Below are 16702 nucleotides of genomic sequence, written 5' to 3' on the forward strand. Positions count from 1 at the left end.
GGTCGAACTCTGTCGGGCGGGCGCTTTGGCCTTTCGACGTGGTAGCCAGGCGACCGGAGACGACGACCTTTACACGGATACGAGTAAATCACCCTGCAACTTTATGGCAACCGCCGTCGTAGCGACCGGAAATGGCACTCGACACAGTTCTACTGGCCGTCGGCCAGGGGGACGCCGACAGGATCGAAGCGCTCACCGAGACGGTGGTCGACATCGCGGGCCCGGCCGGGGCGGAGGTCGTCCTCGCACACGTCTTCACCGACGAGGAGTACGACGACACCCGGGAGAAACTGGACATCGACGCGAACGCGGAGGTGACGCCGGACGACGTGGCCGAACGCTACTCCTCGGTCCGCGAGATACGGTCCATGCTCGACGACGCGGGCGTCGACCACGTGGTCCGGGGGCGCGTCGGCGACTACGGCGACATGATAGTCGAACTCGCGGGCGAGGAGGCGGCGGACCTGGTCGTCGTCGGCGGCCGGAGTCGCTCGCCCACCGGCAAGGCGGTGTTCGGGTCGACGGCGCAGTCGGTCATGCTGAACGCGCCGTGTCCAGTCACGTTCGTCCGCGGAAGCTGATTCTCGGGACCCGGTCGTCGGCGGAGTGACCGCCGCGTCCGGGCAGGCTCGTTCTCACTCCGGAAACGTGAACAGGCGGCTACCGCACTCGGTGCACGCCAGCACGTGGTCGGGTTCCGCGGCGGTTCCGGCGGGGCCGCCACAGCAGTCGACGGTCGTCGTCTCCTCCACCCGCCCGCCGCAGTCCGGGCACTCCTCCAGGAACGAGCGGAGCGGCTGGACCGCCGCGAGGCGGGCCTCCCTGTCGAGGCCGGCCCCACCCAGCGCGTGAACGCCGGCGATCTCGGCGATGACGACGGGTCTGGTGAGCCACGCGTCGTGAATCACGTTCCCGTCTGGTGCGGCGACGACGACGTACGCCCCGCGCTCGTTCTGCTCGGCGCGCACGTCGGCGTCCTCGCGGATGCCCCTGACCCCGTCGGCGAGCTGTTCGGGCGTCGCGTCACGGAGCGGTTCCATCGCGTCCCGCCAGCGCGTTCGGAACGAGTCGGTGAGGTAGAGACCGGCCTCGTCCTCGGCCAGCACGCCGGCCTCGAGGAGGACGTCGACGACCGCCTCGGGGTCCGCGTCTATCCCGAGCGAGCCGGTCGCGGCCCCCTCCGGGGGTGACGCGGCGTGGCCGAAGCGGTCGCCGACCCCGAGCGCCGCGGCCAGTCGCGGGGCGAAACGGGGCGTGTACGGCACGACGTACCCCCGGGCCCAGACGGCGAGCAGGCCGACGGCAGCGACGACCCCCGCGACGATTGGGTACCCCACCAGGTAGGCGACGGCCGCCACGGCGGCGACGATGGCCACGTTGACGACCGTACACGGCCAGCACCGGTTCTCGCCGGTGTACTCCGGTCGCAGTATCGCGTCGAGTGCAGTCACGCACCGAACTGGTCGGTGCTCCAGCCTAAACCTGTCGTCGTCGGCCAGTCCGGCCCGTGGCGCGTGTATCCGCGAGGAAAGCCTTTACCTCCCCTGCTGCGACCCATCAGACATGGAGTCCGAAGAACTGCGCGACGTTCTGGAGGAGGCTGGCCTCTCCCCCTACCAGGCGAACGCCTACGTCGCCCTGTTGGACCTCGGGACCGCGTCCGCACGCGAGCTCGTCGAGGCGAGCGACGTCCCGGACCCGCGGATTTACGACGTGGTTCGGTCGCTGGAGGACAGGGGGTACGTCGAGACCTACCAGAACGACAACTTGCGCGCACGGGCGCACAGCCCCGCGGACGTGCTCGACGACCTGACCTCGCGGGCCGACCGGCTGGAGGACGCGGCCAGCGAGATCGAAGAACGGTGGGAGCAGCCCGAACTCGACCGCCACTCGGCGAGCATCGTCAAGCGGTTCGAGACCGTCGTCGACCGGGCCCGGATGTTCATCGAGGAGGCGGAGAACCAGATACAGGTCTCGGCGAGTCCGGAGCAGTTCGAGCAACTCGAGGACGCCCTGGCCGACGCGATAGACCGGGGCGTCTACGTCCAGTTGTGCATCTACACCGACGTCGACGGTGCCGACGAGGTCCCCGGGAGAGACCGATTGATGGCAACCTCCACCGAGGCCCGGCACCGCCCGCTCCCCTCGGCGTTCGTCGCCCTCGTCGACCGACAGAAGGCGTGCTTCGCGCCGCACGAGGACACGCTGAACGAGTACGGCGTCCTCGTCGACGACAGACTCCACGAGTACGTGTTCCACTGGTACTACGTCGGCTGCCTCTGGGAGATCTGCGACGAACTGTACTCCGCCCGGAGCGACGGCCCGCCCGTCGAGTACATCGACATCCGTGAGTTCATTCGCGACGTCGAACCGCTCCTGATGGACGGGGCGACCATCCACGTCAGCGTCGAGGGCAAGGAGATCGCCGGCGGTGACCCCGTCACTGTCACCGGAACGGTCGCAGACCTCTTCTACGAGGGCGACTCCGGGACCGACGGTCGCAAGACGCCACTCGCCCAGCTGGCGGGCCGGGCGTCGGTGACGGTCGATACGGGCGACGCTCGCTACACCGTCGGCGGGGAGGGTGCGATGCTCGAAGAGATAGAGGCCATGCGACTCACTATCACGGGGCTCGACGACTGAACTGCGGGAAGCATACGATACTAGACTATACTGGTCATAATCGCTGGTAGGAACCTCGTAACCAGGCCCAGGAATCAGGTACCTAGGATGGAGAAATGAGAACATAACATAAGATAGTTTACCACAACGGGGGTAGTACGTTCGCTAATTATAAATTAAAAACCCCCATTGATAGACTCATGCCTGTGAATGAATCGCAGGGGGCACGTAGTTCGGGTCGACGAGTATCACGACGAGTCTTCGTCAAAGCCGCGGGCGCATCGGGCGTCGGTGCGACACTCGCCGGTTGTCTGGGCGGGGGTGGCGGCGGTGGAGACGACCAGGGTGGTCGAACGGACACCCCGATAGACACGGAGGCGCCAAGCGAGGACGTCACCATCCAGTGGGCCGCCGACGACAACTTCGCCGGCGCACAGGGCGAGATCATGTCCTCGCTGCGCGAGGCCGGGTTGCCGGACAACGTCAACCTCGAGATAATCGCCGGGTCGTTCACCACCGGTGACCGTCGGAACCAGTACAACAACATCCTCAACGCCGGCCAGTCGGAGCCGACCCTGCTGATGGTCGACAACGGCTGGGCGATTCCGTTCATGGTCCGTGGGCAGCTCATGAACCTCAGCGACGCACTGCCCGACGACATGGTCAGCACGGTCAAGGAGGACTACTTCTCGGCCAGCGTCTCGACGGCCACACTGAACGGCGACCTGTACGCCATCCCGCTGTTCGCCGACTTCCCGACCATCCAGTACCGCAAGGACCTGGTCGAGCAGGCGGGCTACGACCCCGAGGGCGAGAACTGGGCCGAGGAGTCCATGACCTGGCAGCGGTTCTCCGAGATAACCGCCGACGTCGCCCAGCAGAACAACATGGAGGGGTTCACCTTCCAGGGCGACAACTACGAGGGCCTCTCGTGCTGTGACTTCAACGAGTTCATGTCCAGCATGGGCGGCGCGTACTTCGGGTCCCACGACAACCTGTTCGGTCCCGTCGGGGACCGGCCCATCACCGTCGACGAACAGCCGGTCATCGATGCCATCAGGCTGATGCGGACGTTCGTCAACGGCAACAGCGACGAATACGCACTGGAGGGCATCACGGGCGACATCTCGCCCGAAGCCGTCGTCCAGTACACGGAGGAACCGTCCCGCGAACCCTTCACGGCGGGCAACGTGGTGATGCACCGCAACTGGCCGTACTCCATCACCATCAACGGCTCCCAGGAGAACTTCGGCGAGAACCTCGGCGTCATGCCCATCCCGTACGGCGTCACGCCCGAGGAAGCCCAGTACGATGGCACCGGCGGTCCAGTCGCCGCACTCGGTGGCTGGCACCTCGCCATCAACCCGAACGCCTCGGACGAGAAGAAGTCCGCGGCGCTGCAGGTCCTCCGGGCCATCATGGACGAGCAGACCCAGCTCGACCGCTTCGGCATCGGTGGCTGGGCGCCGCCCGTTCCGGGCCTCATCGACAGCCAGGCCGCGCGCAACCTCGACGTCATCGGACGCTACACGACCCAGCTCCGGGTCGCCGGCGAGAACGCCATCCCGCGCCCGGTCACGCCCGTCTGGCCCCAGGAGTCCTCGCAGATAGCGAGCGAAGTCAACGGCTCGCTCCGGCAGGAGAAACCGCCGGAGCAGGCGATGACGGACCTGAAGGCTTCGCTCGAACAGATAGAGAGCTCGTAACGATACCAGACCATGGCAACGGAATCCGAAACGCGACACGGGGCCGGCACCGAGCGGGGTAGCTCCGGTGCCTCGTCGGTCGTTACGACGTGGCTCGAGAACCTCAGCGAGGAGCAGTTCGCGTACCTGCTGTTGACACCAGCGTTCGTACTGCTCGCGATCATCGCGCTGTGGCCGTTGCTGACGACGATGCAGATGTCGCTGTTCGCTGACAACCTCGGTGCCGGCCGTATCGGTGACTTCGTCGCGATCCAGAACTACGTCGAGTTGTTCACCGGCCAGAAGGACGCGCTGATGCCGTCGCCGTTCCTGCCGTCCGACCTGAGCGTCGAGGCGTTCTTCAACAGCGCGCTCACGGTGACGCTCATCTTCACCGTCGTCGCCGTGACGTTCGAGACGATAATCGGCTTCGGCCAGGCGCTCGTGCTCGACCAGGAGTTCCCGGGACGGCGCTGGGTCCGCGTCGCCATCATCATCCCGTGGGCCGTGCCCATCGTCGTGCAGGGGATGATATTCTACCTGCTGTTCAACCCGAACATCGGGCTGCTCGTCGGCGACGCGCAGAACCCGACGTTCCTGCAGCGCATCGGCGTCTTCTCGCTCACGCCGCTGGCGAACGCGGTGGACGCGACGATGATCGTCATCGTGGCCGACATCTGGAAGACGTCGGCGTTCATGGCCCTGCTCATCCTGGCGGGCCTGCAGAGCATCGACCGTAACCTCTACGACGTGGCACGGGTCTCGGGCGCGTCACCCTGGCAGCGGTTCCGGTACATCACCCTGCCCCTCGTGTTCCCGACCGTGCTCATCGCGATGCTGTTCCGGACCATCCAGTCGATGCGCGTGTTCGGCATCATCGAGTCGACGGCCGGTTGTACGACCGTGCCGTCGCTGTCGTGTCTCGTCGTCACGACGTTCAACAACAACCTGATCGGCACGTCGGCAGCCGTCGCGGTCGTGACGGCCGGCATCATCGCCATCGGCGTGACCGTGTACATCATCGGGTACGCCCGGGAGGAGATGGTATGAGTACAGACGGAACCCCGTTCGACGGCGAGGAACGTGAGCTGAATCGCGGCCCCTTCCAGCAGTGGGTCGAGAACTCGATACAGAACCCCGAGAAGGTGTATCGCGCGATGCTGTACGTCGTCACGATATTCTTCGTCGTGACGACCCTGTTCCCGTTCTACTGGCTGCTCGTCCTGGCGCTCACGCCCCGGGACAGCATCTCCGAGGCGGGCCTGTTCCCCGCCGGGTTCAACCCCGAGACGTTCATCACGGTGTTCGAGCAGGTGCCGTTCCTGCGGTACATGTTCAACAGCATCTTCCTCGCGGTGACCACGACCATCATCGTGCTGTTACTGGCGAGTCTGGCCGGCTACGTCTTCGGTCGGCTGGAGTTCCGCGGGCGACGCCCGCTGATGCTGCTCATCCTCGCCATCTCGTACTTCCCGCCGGCGGCGTTCTTCCTGCCCCTGTGGGACCTGTTCAACGGGAACGTCGCCATCTTCGGCGTCAGCAGTCCGAGCCTCTACAACACGCCGTTCTCGATGCTGTTGCCCTTCAGTGCGCTGTTCATGCCGCTGTCGATATTCATCCTGACGACGTTCTACGCCCAGATTCCGGACGGGCTGGAGGACGCCGCGAGGATAGAGGGGACGACCCGACTCGGCGCGCTGTTCCGGGTCATCATCCCGCTGTCGGCACCCGGCGTGGCGACGGCCGGCGTCCTCACGTTCATCGCCGTCTACAACGAGTTCTTCTTCTCGTTCCTGATGACGGACGGACGCGCACAGAACTGGGCCCCCATCGTTGGCGGCATCCTCCAGTTCCAGCGCGCAGGACAGTTCCAGACGACCTACAACGCGATGGCGGCCGCGAGCATCTGGGCGGTGCTCCCGGTCACCATCCTCGTGGTCGTCGCACAGGAGAAGATCGTCAGCGGACTCACCAGCGGAGCACTCAAGGAGTAACCATGGCCAGCGTAACACTCGACGACGTCGTCAAGCAGTACAGTGACGTCACGGCAGTAGACAACATGAACCTCGACATCCGGGACGGCGAGTTCGTCACGCTCGTCGGCCCGTCGGGGTGTGGGAAGTCCACGACGATGGAGACCATCGCCGGACTGACCACCGTGACGAGCGGGGAGGTCTACATCGGCGACCGGGAGGTGACGAACCTCCCGCCGAAGGACCGCGGCATCGCGATGGTCTTCCAGAACATCGCGCTGTTCCCGCACATGGACGTGTTCGAGAACATCAGCTTCGGGTTGCGACTGCGTAACTACGAGACCGACGAGATAGAGGACCGCGTCGAGCACGCGGCCGAAGTCGTCCAGCTCGAGGGGATGCTCGAACGGAACCCGGACGAACTGTCCGGTGGGCAGCGCCAGCGCGTCGCCATCGCCCGTGCCATCGTCCGCAACCCGGACGTGTTCCTGATGGACGAACCGCTGGCGAACCTGGACGCGAAGCTCCGGGTCCACATGCGGACGGAACTCCAGCGCCTGCACAAGCAACTGGGGACGACCATCATCTACGTCACCCACGACCAGGCGGAGGCGATGACGATGTCCGACCGCATCGCGGTCATCGACGGCGGACAGCTCCAGCAGATCGCGCCGCCGCTGACCTGCTACAACGAACCGGCGAACCTGTTCGTCGCGGGCTTCATCGGGTCGCCCTCGATGAACTTCGTCGAGGGAGAGGTCACGTCGGACGGCTTCACCTCGAAGCACTTCGACGTTCCCTTCGACCCCTCGGCGTACGACATCACGCCCGGGCAGTCCATCACGCTCGGCGTCAGGCCGGAAGACGTGTACCGGAGTACGGACGCGACCGGCCTCGCCGACGCCTCCGGGCCAATCTCCGTTCGGACGGACGTCCTCGAACCGATGGGCGACGAGATATTCGTCTACCTGCTGCTCGGCGAGGACGTCGGCGCGATGGACGACCCCGAGGAGGCCGAGCAACTGCTCATGAGCGTCGACCCGGACGCCGACGTCTCGGAGGATACCGACCTGGAGGTCGTCCTCGACCGGTCGAAGATACACCTCTTCGACACCGAGAGCGGGAACGCGCTCGTTCACGGCCTGACCGCCGAGTCGCGAACCAGTTCCGCCGACGCGGAAGCGAGTGGTGACTGACGATGGTGAACGAGTTCGCACTCCTCTACTTCGGCGGTGGCACGCTGCTGTTCTTCTTCTGGGTGTACGGCATCGTGTCGTTCGTCAGGGACCTCCGGCGGACGTACGTCCCGGCGGTCAGGAAGATCGTGGCAAACCGTCGCGAACAGCGACGAGAGCGAGAAGAACAAGAGCAGCGAGAACGACGAGAGAAACAATTGTACTGAAGGGTCGCCTCGGCGGAACCCTTCGGACGCGGTATCGCGGAACGTACAGCAGACGAACGACAGAGACAACAACAGATGACAGGAAACCAAACAGTACGTATCGGAATCATCGGACTCGGCGGCATCGGTCGCGTCCACGCCGACCACCTCGGGGCCCTCGCCAGCACAGAGGGCATCGCGGCCGAACTGGCCGGCGGGATGGACATCTCGCCGGACGCGCGACGAACGTTCGCACAGGAGTACGGCGTCGAGACGGTCAGCGAGGCCGAGGCACTGTACGAACGCGTCGACGCCGTCATCGTGACGACGCCGAACCGGTTCCACGAGGAGTACGTCGTCGGGGCACTCGACGCCGGACTGGACGTCCTCGTGGAGAAACCGCTCGCACACACCCTCGAGAGCGCCGAACGCATCGCCGAGGCTGCCGAGCGCTCCGACCAGATATGCATGGTCGGGTTCCACAACCGGTTCGCCCCGCGCGTCCAGGTCCTCAAGGAAGCCGTCGACTCGGGCCGGTTCGGTTCGGTGACCCACGTCGACGCGACGTACGTGCGCCGCCGGGGAATCCCCGGCCGCGGGTCGTGGTTCACCGACGAGGCCGTCGCCGGCGGCGGCGCACTCATCGACATCGGTGCACACGCCATCGACCTCGCTCTCTACTTCATGAACTTCCCCGAGATAGTGGAGGTGTCGGGCGTCGCACGCTCCTCCTTCGGGGTGAACGAGGAGTACACCTACCTCGAGATGTGGGGCGAGGACGGCGACGGCGAGTTCACCGTCGACGACTCGGCCAACGCGATGCTCCGCTGTGCGGACGGACAGACCATCGTCCTCGACACGGCGTGGGCGTCGAACCGTCCCTCCGAGAACACGTATCGCGTCCGTGGGACCGAGGCCGGTGCCGACCTCGACCGGAAGGAGGACGAACTGACCATCTACGAGGTCGGCGACGCGGGCGGCCCGCACTTCTCCGATGCGACGATAACGACGCGCCAGCAGTCGGCCCACCGGAACGAACAGCGGGCGTTCCTCCACGCCGTCTCGTCCGGCGAGGAACCGGGCACGAACACCGTCGAGGAGGCACTGACGGTCCAGCGCGTCCTGGAAGCGATCTACGAGTCCTCCGAGACGGGAGAAGCGGTCTCCTTTCGAGAGTCACCCCCGCTGACACGGGGCGATTGAAACCACGTTAGCACGAACCAGTTACCACACCATGGACATCGGCGTACTCACAGTTCCGCTCGGAGACGAACCGCTCGAAGACGCACTCGCGTACCTCGACGACATCGGCGTCGACGCGGTCGAACTCGGTTGCGGGGGACACCCCGACACCGACCACCTCGACCGGGTCGAACTCCTCGACGACGAGGGGGCCCAGGAGTCGTTCCTGGAAACCGTCGACGAACACGGCATGCGCATCAGCGCGCTCGCGACCCACAACAACCCCCTCCATCCCGACGACGAACGGGCCGGGACCGCCGACCGGGAACTCCGCGAGACCATCGAACTGGCCGGCCAGCTCGACGTCGACGCGGTGACGTGTTTCTCCGGGCTTCCGGCCGGGAGTCCCGAGGGCGCGGTCCCGAACTGGATAACGGCACCCTGGCCGCCCGAACACGCCGAGGCGCTGGCCTACCAGTGGGACGAGGCGATAGACTACTGGAGCGACGTGGCCGACCACGCCACCGAACACGACGTGAACGTGGCCATCGAGATGCACCCCAACATGCTGGTGTACGAACCGCACTCGATGGCTCGCCTCCGCGAGGCGACCGGCGAGCGCATCGGGGCGAACTTCGACCCGTCGCACCTGTACTGGCAGGGCATCGACGTGCTGGAGGCCATCCGGTTCCTCGGCGACCGGGACGCCATCCACCACTTCCACGCGAAGGACACCCGCGTCTACGACCACCACGCCCGCGTCAAGGGCGTCCTCGACACGACCGACTACGCCGAGACGGCGGAGCGGTCGTGGCTGTTCCGGTCCATCGGCTACGGTCACGGCGAGGAACACTGGAAGGACGTGGTCAGCACGCTCCGGATGGTCGGCTACGAGGGGGCGCTGAGCATCGAACACGAGGACGCGCTGACGAGTTCCCGGGAGGGCCTGGAGAAGGCCGTCGACGTGCTCTCGCGCGCCGTCTTCGAGACGCAACCCGGGGACGCCTACTGGGCGGAGTGAGCATGACGGACGAACCCCTCTCGGTCGGCTTCCTCGGGTACCGGTTCATGGGCAAGGCGCACGCGAACGCGCTGGCCCGACTGCCCATGTTCTTCCCCGACGCACCCGCTGTCGAACGCGACGTGCTCGTCGGCACCGACGAGGAGGCGCTCGCCGAGGCGAAGGAGCGACTCGGGTTCGCCCGCACCGCCACCGACTGGCGGGAGGTGGTCGACGAGGTGGACGTGTTCTACAACCTCGGTCCGAACTTCCTGCACGTCGACCCGTCCGTGGCGGCGCTGGAGGCCGGGACGCACGTCCTCTGTGAGAAACCGCTCGCCCCGACGACGGAGGGCGCACGGCGCATGGTCGAGGCGGCACGCGACAGCAGCGCCGTCGCCGGGTGTGCGTTCAACTACCGGTTCGTCCCGGCACTGCGGTACGCGAAGCGCCTCATCGAGTCGGGCGAACTCGGGGAGATACGCCAGTTCCGGGGTCGGTACCTGCAGGACTGGCTGGTCGACCCCGACGCGCCGTGGAGCTGGCGCAACGACGCGGAACTAGCCGGGTCCGGCGCGCTCGGCGACCTGGGTGCGCACACGGTCGACCTGGCGAACTTCCTCCTCGACGACCGCATCACCCGGGTCAGCGGCCACCTCCGGACGTTCGTCGACGAGCGACCCGTCCCCGGGTCCGACGAGACGAAACCGGTCACCGTCGACGACGCCTACAGCGCACAGGCCGAGTTCGAGAGCGGTGCGATGGGCACGTTCGAGGCGTCCCGGTTCGCCACCGGCCACAAGAACGACCACCACGTCGCCGTCCACGGCTCGAAGGGGAGTCTCCGGTTCTCGCTCGAACGCCTGAACGAACTCGAACTCCTGCGGGAGGCCGACAGGGGCTACGAGACCATTCTCGTCACGGACGAGGACGACCCGTACGTCGACCACTGGTGGCCGCCGGGCCACGTCATCGGCTGGGAGCACACCTTCGTCCACGAGAACTACGAGTTCCTCTCGTGCGTGGCGGCGGGCGAGTCGTACTCGCCGGACTTCGAGGACGCGATGGCAGTCCAGCGCGTCCTCGACGCCATCGCGGAGAGCGACGAGACGGGAGCCTGGGTGAGCGTCGACGGATGACCGTCTCGGACGAGAAGCTGGCACGGCTGGACGCACTCCTCGAGGCCCGAGACCTAGAAGCCGTGTGGTTCGCCCGTCCGAACTCGTTCGCGTGGCTGACCGGCGGCGACAACGTCGTCGACCGCGCCGGTGACGTGGGCGTCGCAGCAGTCGGCTACGACGGCACGGCCCGCCGCGTCGTCACGAACGACATCGAGGCGGAACGACTCGCCGACGAGGAACTGGACGACGTTCCGGTCCGTCCGTACCCGTGGCACGAGCACACGCTCGCCGAGGCCGTCGCGGCCGACAGTGCCGGCCCTGCGGCCGCCGACTTCGACGTGCCGGGGTTCGAGGACGTCGACGCGAGTGCCCTGCGCCAGCCGTTGACCGAAGCCGACGTCGACCGGTACCGCGAACTCGGGGCCGAGGTCGCCGGTGCGGTCGAGACGGTCTGTCGCGGGTGCACCCGGACGGACTCCGAACTGGCCGTCGCCGCCCGACTCAGGGCGGAACTGACCGGGCGGGGCATCGACTCGCCCGTCGTCCTCGTGGGCGGCGAGCGCCGGGCGCAGCGATACCGTCACTACACGCCGACGGAGGCGACCCTCGACGGCTACGCGCTCGTCTCCGTCACGGCGACGAGGGGCGGCCTCGCGGCGAGTTGCACCCGGACGGTCGCGTTCGACGAACCCGAGTGGCTGGCCGACCGTCACGAGGCCGCCGCTCGCGTCGAGACGACCGCGCTGGCGGCCACGCGTGCCGTCGGCACCGGCGGCGGCACCGCCGGGGACGTCTTCGACGACGTCGTCGGGGCGTACGACGCGGTCGGCTACCCGGACGAGTGGCGCAACCACCACCAGGGAGGTGCCGCCGGGTTCGCCGGCCGCGAGTGGATCGCCACGCCCGGGAGCCAGGACGCCGTCGTGCTTCCCCAGGGCTACGCCTGGAACCCGACGGTCCGCGGTGCGAAGAGCGAGGACACGGTCCTCGTCACCGGGGACGGGTTCGAGGTACTGACCGGGACCGATGACTGGCCGACCAGAGAACACGATGCGGTCGGCCACGAGGTCAGCCTGTCACGGCCGGACCCGTTACGCTGAGTCCTGAAACGCCACCACAGCTTCGCGTGATGGAAGCGCGGCCATCGCCCCCGCGGCGGTGGTCGCGACGGCCGCCACCGCGTTGGCGAACGCGAGCACCGATTCTACCGACTCGACGCCGTCGAGCGTCGCCGTTATCGCGCCCGCGAAGAACGCGTCGCCGGCACCGGTCGCGTCGACGGCGTCGACGGGATAGCCGCCGTGTTCGACGGTCGCCGACCCCCACGGCGCGTCCGGCGTCGAGTGCGCGAGCGCGCCCTCGCTCCCCCGCGTCACGAGGACCGTGTGCGGGCCGCGGTCGGTCGCCGCGGCGGCGAGTGCCCGTGGCGACTCGCCCTCGAACCCGAGTTCGCGCAGTTCGTCCTCGGTCGCCTTCAGCACGGAGACGTCGTCGAGCACGTCGCCGACGACCGGTGCGAAGTCGTCCGCCGGCCAGAGTTCCGGCCGGTAGTTGGGGTCGAACCACGTCTCGGCGTCGGCCGCCGCCGCCCGGTCGAGCAGGTCGCGGGTCGCCGCCCGGGAGCGCCCAGACGCGAGCGTCACGCCGCCACAGACGACCTGGTCGACCGCGGCCACCGTCTCGTCGGGCACCGTCCCCGGTTCGAGGCGCGTGTCGGCGGTGTCGTCGCGGTAGAAGGTGAACGTGCGGTCGGCGTCCTCGTCGTGGGTGACGAACGCGAGCGTCGTCCTGGCGTCGTCGTCCCGTTCGACGAACTGGCGAGGGATGCCCTCGGCGTCGAGCGTGTCGGCGAGGAACCCACCGAAGGGGTCGCCCCCGACCCGGGTCCAGAACAGCGGCGTCGTTCCCAGTCGCGAGAGTGCGACCGCCACGTTCGCCGGCGCGCCGCCGGGCCGTCGGTCGAACCGCGAGACCTCGGACAGGGGTCCAGGTCGCTCGGGCAGGAAATCGACGAGCGTCTCCCCGGCGACGAGCACTCTCCGGTCGTCCATGTCGTGGTGCTTCTCGACCGGGGCACCTAAACGCTCCTCTCCACGTCAGTCTCGCCGGGGGACGACGCGACGTGGCGCGGTCGGGTCACGCCGCGTCCAACGCGGCGAGGGCGTCGTCGGTCAGCGACTTCGCACGGGCGACGTGTTCGTCCGCCTCGGGCGACCCCGTCTCGTCGACGTTCGACAGCAGCGACTCGACGTGACCGAGTCGCTCGACGACGACCTCGTCCGGCAGGTCCGACGCGGCGAGGTCGCCCGCGACCGCCTCGGCCTCGCCGAGCCAGCGATTCGCCGTCCGGTCGACCGGGTAGGAATCGGTCGCCGTGAGTTCCGCCGCGAGTTCGTCGAGGGTGTCGTCGACCGTCACGTGTGGCGTGTCGGCCCGGAGGGCAATCAACGTGGTCGTCCCAAGACGGAACCCATTTGTTTCGGTTCGAAATAGATACGGTGTGATGCGTCTTCCGAACCCAGTCCGGTTACTCATCCTCGGAATCGGGCTCGCACTTGCCCGCGTCGGACTGGTGTCACGGGAGAACGTCCGACGGACCACCGAGCTGTCGTGGCCCCGCATCGTCACCGGTCTCGCCCGGATGTCGAAGAACGCCGTCGACGTGGCGATGGTCGGCATCGCGTCGGGCCGGTTCGCCATCGCTGGCGTCGGGTTCGCCACGCCGTTCTGGGGACTGGCGTTCTCCATCGGCGGCGGGTTCGCCGGCGGGACCATCGCGCTGGTCTCCCAGCGCTACGGTGCCGAGGCGTACGACGAACTCGGGCAGGCGGTCCGGTCGAGCGCTGCGCTGGTCGTCGCCGTGACCGTCCCGGTGACGGCACTGTTCTACCTGTACCCGGTCGAACTCGTCTCGCTGATGACCGGCCACGCCCGGACCGTCGGGTTCGGCTCGGACTACCTCCGGGTGCTGGCCTTCGGCGTCCCCTTCGCCGCGTTGAACCTCATCGGCAGTCGAATCTACATCGGCGTCGACGACGCCTGGACGCCGATGGTCCTGCGCGCGGGCGGTGCGGCGACCAACGTCGTCCTCAGCGCGCTGTTCATCTTCGGTCTCGGTATGGGCGTCGTCGGGGCGGCGCTCGGGACGGTGCTCTCGAACGTCGTCGTGACGGCCGCGTTCGCCACCGCGCTCGTCGCCGGCCGGTTGCCCGTACTCGGGGCGCTCCCGGTGCAGGTGTCCCCTCTCGACGGCTACCTCCACCTCGGCACGCTCCGCGACGTCGTCCGGATCGGACTGCCAGTCGTCGGCCGCAACGGCGTCTGGACCGCCGCCAAGTTCCCCATGCTCGCCATCGTCGGCCTGTTCGGCCCGACGGTCTTCGCGGCCTACGTCATCAGCCGTCGCATCTGGGGCCTGATGAACACGCCAGGCTGGGGCTTCGGGCTGGCGGCGAGCAGCCTCGTCGGGCAGGAACTCGGTGCCGGCGACGAGGCCGAGGCCGAGCGCTACGCGTACGACGTCATCCTGTTCTCGGTGACGACGTACGCCGTCGCTGCCGTCCTCGTCGGTACGTTCGCCGAACCCATCGTCCGCTCGTTCGTCGACTCCCCGACCGACCCGTCGATACCGGTCGCCGTCTCCCTGGTCTACGCCGCCTGCGTCGCCGTGGTCGCACAGGGCGTCAAGGCCGCGACGGCCGGCCCACTCGACGCCAGTGGCGACACCCGGTGGCCATTCTACAGCCAGTTCGTCGGGATGTTCCTGTTCGCCCTCCCGCTCGCCTACCTCGGTGCCACGACCGAACTCTACGTCGTCGGCCTCTACCTGTCGTTCGCCGCCGAGACGTTCGTTCCGGCGGCCATCAACTACTACCGCTTCTCGACGGGGAAGTGGAAGGCGATAAGCCGGGAGTTCCGTCCCGACGCCCCGGTCGCCGACGACTGAGGCTGCGCCGGCGTCGTCCAGAGTGTGAACCACGGACGTCGTCGGGGTCACGAACGTCGCCTGGCCAACGAACGTCGTCAGATACCCGCGACGGTCGACAGGAAGCCACAGAGTTACCCGCCCGGTCGTCGTACCGAATCCCATGGGAGACCGACCAGCCGACGGCGCGGACGGCGCGGCACGGATGGTACTCGAACCCGACGCCTGGCACGAGGGCGACGACGGGCGCTATCTCGACTGCCCGGAGTGTGGGTCCCCGGCGTTCGTCGGTGACATCGTGACGACGGGCCGATGCACCGGCTACCAGGGCGAGGACGTCGAACGGGAGGACGCCGAGGACGTCGGTGCCTTCTGCACCGCCAAACTCTCGCTGGAACTGGTGTGGACGGACGAGCCCTGACCGGGACCCGTCCCCCCGGCACGACCATCCGGAACCGGATATGATAGTCGAGTCCGTGCGAGCCGTCAGTCGTCGTCGGCCGGCGGTTCGCTCCGGATGGCCGGCATGCTCGGGTCGCGGTACGGGGACCGACCGAGCGCCGCCGCTCCGAGGTCCTGCTCGTCCAGCTGCTCCCGGAGCGTCCGGCCGAGGCGGTTCACGCTCGTCACGTCTAGCCCGTGTCGGTCCAGCAGGTCGCGGTACCGGTCGTCCGCCTTCAGCGACTCGAAGCGTTCCGAGAGCGACTGCAACTCGTCGGGCGAGCGCTCGGCGACCCACTCGTCGTCGTGGAGTCCCAGCCGTCGCTTTCGCTCGTCGTCCACGACGTGCTGGATGACGACGAGTGCCACCTTCGGGATGGCCCGCTGGCTGCCGAAGACGGTCATGTCGAGGTCGACGACGATGCCAAGCGCCCGGTCGCGCTCCCAGGGGGTCAGCGACAGCGTGTTGCAGAAGGCGTGGGTGATGCGGGCCTTCTCGAGGCGGTGCATCCGGGCGCTGTGTCCCTGCATCGCCGGGTGCTGCTCGTCGTGGAGGCGACGGAGGTTCTCGCTCACGTCTGCGGTGGGGTCGCTGGTCCGGCCGATGAGCGTCGCACTCGGGGTCACGATGTCCCACCGCCGGATCCGTTCGTCCTTGACCGCGTCCAGTCGGGACAGCGCGCCGTCGCCCGGTGCTGTGCTCACGTCGCGGTCGAACCGTGGGTCTCCCTGACCGTCCGCCGGCGGTTCGCTCGACGCGGGTGAACGAGTCATCTCGACCCCAGTTGGACCTCCTCACATTAGAAAGCCCTGCCTTCGGGGGGCGAACGTGTAGAACGAGTGATGAATCCCGCGTCGGCCCCGCGACGTCGTCCCTCGGTTCGGGACGCACTCGAGGATGGTGGCGGGCACCGACCTCGTCCGGACGCTCACAAAAAACCTTTACCAGATGCCCCCCATTGTGGCCGTGTAGCAAACAAACTCGGGCAGGCGACGGTGTGAGACGTGTCGTGATATGTCGAGTGGGTGACCTGCCCGACCGACTCCGAGTATGAGTAAGGAAGAAGACACTCCGGTGGTGGACGAATCGGACGTAGGAAGGGAGGGTATCGCGTCACGGTCGAACTGGCACGAGTTCGACTTTCCGAGTACGGCGGTCGCAGAGGCCGTCGCAGAGGTGACGGACCAGGACGCGATGGCGCTCACACCGCTACACGAGTACGTGGACGCCGACGGCCTCGACTCGCTTCTCACGAACAGTACCCCCGGCACGTTTATCGAGGTCTCCTTCGACTACGAAGGGCTTCAGGTGACGGTCAGGAGCGACGGCAGCCTCGAAGTGCAGGCGTAGGAATCGTCGCCCACCGTCCCT

The 16702-nt window shown here is 67.4% G+C and carries 18 protein-coding genes; 14 read left to right on the top strand and 4 right to left on the bottom strand.

The window, feature by feature from the left end:
- Positions 1 to 131: 131 nt before the first annotated feature.
- Positions 132 to 581, top strand: coding sequence for a universal stress protein (locus ACSC1W_RS08230; protein WP_435346514.1), 450 nt, complete (start codon positions 132 to 134; stop codon positions 579 to 581).
- Positions 582 to 635: 54 nt separating this feature from the next.
- Here ACSC1W_RS08230 and ACSC1W_RS08235 read toward each other — a convergent pair whose 3' ends face one another.
- The gene (locus ACSC1W_RS08235; protein WP_435346517.1) at positions 636 to 1451 is read right to left on the bottom strand and encodes a DUF8054 domain-containing protein; all 816 of its coding nucleotides are present in this window, start codon (positions 1449 to 1451) and stop codon (positions 636 to 638) included.
- 112 nt (positions 1452 to 1563) lie between these two features.
- Here ACSC1W_RS08235 and ACSC1W_RS08240 point away from each other — a divergent pair, with 112 nt between their 5' ends.
- From ACSC1W_RS08240 to ACSC1W_RS08285, 10 genes are all read left to right on the top strand, one after another.
- Complete coding sequence (locus ACSC1W_RS08240) at positions 1564 to 2643, top strand: TrmB family transcriptional regulator (RefSeq protein ID WP_435346519.1); 1080 nt, start codon at positions 1564 to 1566, stop codon at positions 2641 to 2643.
- A gap of 179 nt (positions 2644 to 2822) precedes the next feature.
- Complete coding sequence (locus tag ACSC1W_RS08245) at positions 2823 to 4328, top strand: extracellular solute-binding protein (RefSeq protein WP_435346521.1); 1506 nt, start codon at positions 2823 to 2825, stop codon at positions 4326 to 4328.
- Between the two features lie 12 nt (positions 4329 to 4340).
- Complete coding sequence (locus tag ACSC1W_RS08250; RefSeq protein WP_435346522.1) at positions 4341 to 5357, top strand: carbohydrate ABC transporter permease; 1017 nt, start codon at positions 4341 to 4343, stop codon at positions 5355 to 5357.
- Positions 5354 to 6301, top strand: a complete 948-nt coding sequence (locus tag ACSC1W_RS08255) for a carbohydrate ABC transporter permease (RefSeq protein WP_435346524.1) — start codon at positions 5354 to 5356, stop codon at positions 6299 to 6301. Before ACSC1W_RS08250 ends, ACSC1W_RS08255 begins: the two co-directional genes overlap by 4 nt.
- A 2-nt stretch (positions 6302 to 6303) precedes the next feature.
- Entirely contained in the window at positions 6304 to 7476 is a 1173-nt protein-coding gene (locus ACSC1W_RS08260; RefSeq protein ID WP_435346526.1) for an ABC transporter ATP-binding protein, read from the top strand.
- 2 nt (positions 7477 to 7478) lie between these two features.
- Positions 7479 to 7682 carry a DUF8005 family protein gene (locus ACSC1W_RS08265; protein WP_435346528.1) on the top strand — a complete coding sequence of 68 codons (204 nt, stop codon included), beginning with the start codon at positions 7479 to 7481 and terminating at the stop codon, positions 7680 to 7682.
- Positions 7683 to 7757: 75 nt separating this feature from the next.
- Entirely contained in the window at positions 7758 to 8864 is a 1107-nt protein-coding gene (locus ACSC1W_RS08270; RefSeq protein WP_435346530.1) for a Gfo/Idh/MocA family protein, read from the top strand.
- A gap of 31 nt (positions 8865 to 8895) precedes the next feature.
- A complete protein-coding gene (locus tag ACSC1W_RS08275) occupies positions 8896 to 9864 on the top strand; it encodes a sugar phosphate isomerase/epimerase family protein (protein ID WP_435346531.1) in 969 nt (322 codons plus the stop codon).
- A 2-nt stretch (positions 9865 to 9866) separates the two neighbouring features.
- Positions 9867 to 10982 (top strand): Gfo/Idh/MocA family protein, encoded by a 1116-nt coding sequence (locus ACSC1W_RS08280; protein WP_435346533.1) that lies wholly within the window; start codon positions 9867 to 9869, stop codon positions 10980 to 10982.
- A complete protein-coding gene (locus ACSC1W_RS08285; protein WP_435346535.1) occupies positions 10979 to 12064 on the top strand; it encodes a M24 family metallopeptidase in 1086 nt (361 codons plus the stop codon). The genes ACSC1W_RS08280 and ACSC1W_RS08285 overlap by 4 nt, the downstream gene beginning before the upstream one ends.
- Here the strand turns inward: ACSC1W_RS08285 and ACSC1W_RS08290 are convergent.
- Both ACSC1W_RS08290 and ACSC1W_RS08295 read right to left on the bottom strand, forming a co-directional pair.
- Positions 12056 to 13015 carry a carbohydrate kinase family protein gene (locus ACSC1W_RS08290; RefSeq protein WP_435346537.1) on the bottom strand — a complete coding sequence of 320 codons (960 nt, stop codon included), beginning with the start codon at positions 13013 to 13015 and terminating at the stop codon, positions 12056 to 12058. The two genes, ACSC1W_RS08285 and ACSC1W_RS08290, sit on opposite strands and share 9 nt — an antisense overlap.
- A gap of 85 nt (positions 13016 to 13100) precedes the next feature.
- Complete coding sequence (locus ACSC1W_RS08295; protein ID WP_435346539.1) at positions 13101 to 13382, bottom strand: DUF8152 family protein; 282 nt, start codon at positions 13380 to 13382, stop codon at positions 13101 to 13103.
- 82 nt (positions 13383 to 13464) lie between these two features.
- On the opposite strand from ACSC1W_RS08295, the gene ACSC1W_RS08300 reads away from it, so the two are divergent.
- Entirely contained in the window at positions 13465 to 14910 is a 1446-nt protein-coding gene (locus ACSC1W_RS08300) for an MATE family efflux transporter (RefSeq protein WP_435346541.1), read from the top strand.
- Positions 14911 to 15052: 142 nt separating this feature from the next.
- Positions 15053 to 15310 (top strand): hypothetical protein, encoded by a 258-nt coding sequence (locus ACSC1W_RS08305; protein ID WP_435346543.1) that lies wholly within the window; start codon positions 15053 to 15055, stop codon positions 15308 to 15310.
- Between the two features lie 65 nt (positions 15311 to 15375).
- Here the strand turns inward: ACSC1W_RS08305 and ACSC1W_RS08310 are convergent, their stop codons facing one another.
- The gene (locus ACSC1W_RS08310) at positions 15376 to 16104 is read right to left on the bottom strand and encodes a DNA-directed RNA polymerase subunit epsilon (protein WP_435346545.1); all 729 of its coding nucleotides are present in this window, start codon (positions 16102 to 16104) and stop codon (positions 15376 to 15378) included.
- A gap of 304 nt (positions 16105 to 16408) precedes the next feature.
- On the opposite strand from ACSC1W_RS08310, the gene ACSC1W_RS08315 reads away from it, so the two are divergent.
- On the top strand, positions 16409 to 16681 hold the full coding sequence (locus ACSC1W_RS08315; RefSeq protein WP_435346547.1) for a HalOD1 output domain-containing protein: 273 nt from the start codon (positions 16409 to 16411) through the stop codon (positions 16679 to 16681).
- The last annotated feature ends 21 nt before the right edge of the window (positions 16682 to 16702 follow it).

This window comes from Haloarchaeobius marinus (genome assembly GCF_051207415.1).
Classification (GTDB): Archaea; Halobacteriota; Halobacteria; order Halobacteriales; family Natrialbaceae; genus Haloarchaeobius.

Coding starts and splice junctions, on each gene's coding strand:
- ACSC1W_RS08230 (WP_435346514.1), top strand. CDS start 132: ATGGCACTCGACACAGTTCTACTGGCCGTCGGCCAGGGGGACGCCGAC.
- ACSC1W_RS08240 (WP_435346519.1), top strand. CDS start 1,564: ATGGAGTCCGAAGAACTGCGCGACGTTCTGGAGGAGGCTGGCCTCTCC.
- ACSC1W_RS08245 (WP_435346521.1), top strand. CDS start 2,823: ATGCCTGTGAATGAATCGCAGGGGGCACGTAGTTCGGGTCGACGAGTA.
- ACSC1W_RS08250 (WP_435346522.1), top strand. CDS start 4,341: ATGGCAACGGAATCCGAAACGCGACACGGGGCCGGCACCGAGCGGGGT.
- ACSC1W_RS08255 (WP_435346524.1), top strand. CDS start 5,354: ATGAGTACAGACGGAACCCCGTTCGACGGCGAGGAACGTGAGCTGAAT.
- ACSC1W_RS08260 (WP_435346526.1), top strand. CDS start 6,304: ATGGCCAGCGTAACACTCGACGACGTCGTCAAGCAGTACAGTGACGTC.
- ACSC1W_RS08265 (WP_435346528.1), top strand. CDS start 7,479: ATGGTGAACGAGTTCGCACTCCTCTACTTCGGCGGTGGCACGCTGCTG.
- ACSC1W_RS08270 (WP_435346530.1), top strand. CDS start 7,758: ATGACAGGAAACCAAACAGTACGTATCGGAATCATCGGACTCGGCGGC.
- ACSC1W_RS08275 (WP_435346531.1), top strand. CDS start 8,896: ATGGACATCGGCGTACTCACAGTTCCGCTCGGAGACGAACCGCTCGAA.
- ACSC1W_RS08280 (WP_435346533.1), top strand. CDS start 9,867: ATGACGGACGAACCCCTCTCGGTCGGCTTCCTCGGGTACCGGTTCATG.
- ACSC1W_RS08285 (WP_435346535.1), top strand. CDS start 10,979: ATGACCGTCTCGGACGAGAAGCTGGCACGGCTGGACGCACTCCTCGAG.
- ACSC1W_RS08290 (WP_435346537.1), bottom strand. CDS start 13,015: ATGGACGACCGGAGAGTGCTCGTCGCCGGGGAGACGCTCGTCGATTTC.
- ACSC1W_RS08305 (WP_435346543.1), top strand. CDS start 15,053: ATGGGAGACCGACCAGCCGACGGCGCGGACGGCGCGGCACGGATGGTA.
- ACSC1W_RS08310 (WP_435346545.1), bottom strand. CDS start 16,104: ATGACTCGTTCACCCGCGTCGAGCGAACCGCCGGCGGACGGTCAGGGA.